This is a genomic window from Arthrobacter sp. HMWF013 (genome assembly GCF_003061105.1).
Taxonomy (GTDB): Bacteria; Actinomycetota; Actinomycetes; order Actinomycetales; family Micrococcaceae; genus Arthrobacter.
Genome location: NZ_QAIQ01000363.1, coordinates 1 through 2705, shown reverse-complemented (window position 1 = coordinate 2705; position 2705 = coordinate 1). Strand labels below are relative to the sequence as shown.

The following is a 2705-nucleotide window of genomic DNA, read 5'->3' as shown; positions in this document are numbered from 1 at the left end:
ATCATCTACTGCGCTGTCATCGGGAACTGCCAGTTGGCTTTCGATCTGGAGAGGGCCCTGCAATGGACAGCGGCGCTTGACCGCTGGTGCAATGCCCGCCCGGACATGGTGTCTTTCAGTGGCCAGTGCCAGCATCACCGCGCTGAACTCTTCCGGCTCCACGGCGCCTGGGCCGAAGCGTACGAGGCAGCCGCCAGGGCCCAGGAGCTGTCCGCAAGAGGCGATCCGCAGGCCCTCTACGGCGGTTACTACGAACAGGGCGAACTGGAGCTCCTGACCGGCAAGCTCGACGCGGCCGAAGCGTCCTTCGGGCAGGCGGCAAGAAGCGGCTACGAACCGCAGCCGGGCCTCGCGCTCGTGATGCTGGCGCGCGGAAACGCCCACCACGCGCAGGCCATGATCCGCCGGACCGCCAACGTGGCCGATCTGGCCACCCGCAGGCATCTCCTGCCGGCCCTGGTGGACATTGAACTTGCTGCCGGGGATCTGGAGGCGGCACGGCTGTGGGCCGCCGAGCTCGATTCCTTTGCCCGGGAAACCCCCATGCCCATGGTGCGGGCGGCGGCCGGACAGGCCGGCGGTGCGGTCCGGCTGGCTGAAGGCGATCCAGCAGGGGCGACGCAGTCACTGCGGCAGGCCTGGCGGCTCTGGCAGCAGCTGGGCGTTCCCTACGAGGCGGCCCGCTGCAGGGTTTTGATCGGGCGTGCCTGCCGGGACCTTGGGGACGAACCCTCCGCGCTCATGGATCTCGAGGCAGCACATGCCCAGTTCCTCGAACTTGGAGCGGGACCGGCGGCAGTTTGGGCGGCAACCCTGATGCGGGAAGACGCCCACAGCGCCACCGGAGGCCTGACCCCACGGGAAACTGAAGTTATCCGGCTGGTTGCATCCGGAAAGGGCAACCGTGCCATCGCCGCTGAGCTCTATCTCAGTGAGAAGACTGTGGCACGCCACATCAGCAATATCTTCCTCAAGCTCGGAATCTCCTCCAGGTCTGCCGCCACCAGCTATGCCTACGAGCACGGCCTCGCCGGCTAAACGCTGACGCCCCGGAACTGCATAAAAATACCCACACACTCCCGGGCCGGAATTACATGGTTTGGCCGACGCGGGCACTGGGCCCGCGCTCGTAGCCTCAAAACATGAACCTTCCAGTGCTTGCCGGAACCCTCTCGACAGTCCTCTTTGCCCTGGGCATGCTGCCGATGCTTCTTAAAGCTGCGCGCACCAAGGACCTGGCCTCCTACAGCCTCGGCAACCTGGTGTTGAGCAACGTGGCCAACGCCGTGCACTCCATTTACGTCTTCAACCTTCCTGCCGGTCCCATCTGGGTTCTCCACCTGGCTTACATCCTGGCTTCCGGGCTGATGCTTGCCTGGTGGGTGCGCTACCGGGATACAGGCCGGGGGCAGAACGGGGACGTGCCGGCGGCCAGCCTGGAGAGTTCAGTCAGGTGAATGCAACAGGCCAAGGAGGAGATCAGTCATGAACAACGAAAGCGGAACCACCAACCGGTCCGGCACTGTGCTGGACACACTGGTGATCGGCGGCGGACAGTCAGGTCTGGCGATGGGTTACTACCTGTCGCGCCAGAACCGGAAGTTCCTGATCCTGGATGAGAACAGGAGGATCGGCGACGCGTGGCGGGAACGGTGGGACTCCCTTCGCGTCTTCACGCCGGCAAAGTATGACGGACTGCCGGGCATGGCCTTCCCCGGAGATCCGCTGGCTTTCCCGTCAAAGGACGAGTTGGCCGAATTTTTTGAAGGATATGTTGCCCGCTTTGACCTACCGGTACAGACAGGAGTGCGGGTGGAACGGCTGTGGCGTGAAGGGGACCGTTACCTGGCCGCCTCCAACGGCCACCGCTGGGAAGCCCATAACGTTGTGGTGGCCAACGGCTCGGAGCGCTGCGCAAAGGTCCCCCGCTTCGCGGCGGAATTGGCGCCATCCATCGTGCAGTTCCATTCCAGCGCCTACAAAAACGCCGGGCAGCTGCAGGAAGGCCCGGTCCTGGTGGTGGGGCTGGGAAACTCGGGCGCAGAAATCGCCTTGGAAGTAAGCCGCACCCACCCCACCCTGGTCGCCGGGAAACCAGCGGGAGAAATCCCCGTGAAGCATGGACGGGCGGCAGCCCGCTTTGTCCTGCCGGTGATCCGCTTCGCCGGGCTGTACGTCCTGAACCTCGGGACGCCGGTAGGCCGGAAGGCCGCCCCGGCTCTTACAGCCCACGGGGCGCCCCTGATCCGCACCAGGGCCAAGGACCTCACCAGTGCCGGAGTGGAGTTCGTCCCAAGGGTCACAACGGTGGAGAACGGGTTGCCGGTGCTGGAGGACGGTACCCGGGCCGAAGTGGCCAACGTGATCTGGTGCACCGGGTTCCAAACGGAATTGGGCTGGATCGACGCGGCCCTGCATGCCGACGGCGGGATGCCGCGGCAGTACCGGGGCGTAGCGCTTGATTCGCCCGGCCTGTTCTTTCTGGGGCAGAAATTCCAGTATGCGGCCGCCTCCGCTACGCTGCCCGGTGCCTGCCGCGACGCACGTTACCTGGCAGCAAAGATCCCGGCCCCGATCAGCCTGGGCTCCGCCGTTGCTGCCACCTGAGCTGGCGCGCCGTCGACTCCGGCAGCCGTTTGGTGACCACCCGGTAGAACAGGAGGACCGCCACGGCGGCCACGACGATACCGACGAGGTTCAGTAAC

3 protein-coding genes are annotated in these 2705 nt (G+C 65.3%); all 3 read left to right on the top strand.

The window, feature by feature from the left end; all coding sequences use genetic code 11:
* A partial coding sequence (locus tag DBR22_RS13565) for a helix-turn-helix transcriptional regulator (RefSeq protein WP_219928120.1) occupies positions 1-1038 on the top strand: 1038 nt, incomplete at its 5' end.
* A 104-nt stretch (positions 1039-1142) separates the two neighbouring features.
* On the top strand, positions 1143-1457 hold the full coding sequence (locus DBR22_RS13560; protein WP_108599451.1) for a hypothetical protein: 315 nt from the start codon (positions 1143-1145) through the stop codon (positions 1455-1457).
* 28 nt (positions 1458-1485) lie between these two features.
* Positions 1486-2607, top strand: coding sequence for a flavin-containing monooxygenase (locus DBR22_RS13555; protein WP_108599450.1), 1122 nt, complete (start codon positions 1486-1488; stop codon positions 2605-2607).
* The last annotated feature ends 98 nt before the right edge of the window (positions 2608-2705 follow it).

Bases quoted from the DNA above. Each gene is read 5' to 3' on its own strand.
- DBR22_RS13560 (WP_108599451.1), top strand. From the start codon at position 1,143: ATGAACCTTCCAGTGCTTGCCGGAACCCTCTCGACAGTCCTCTTTGCC.
- DBR22_RS13555 (WP_108599450.1), top strand. From the start codon at position 1,486: ATGAACAACGAAAGCGGAACCACCAACCGGTCCGGCACTGTGCTGGAC.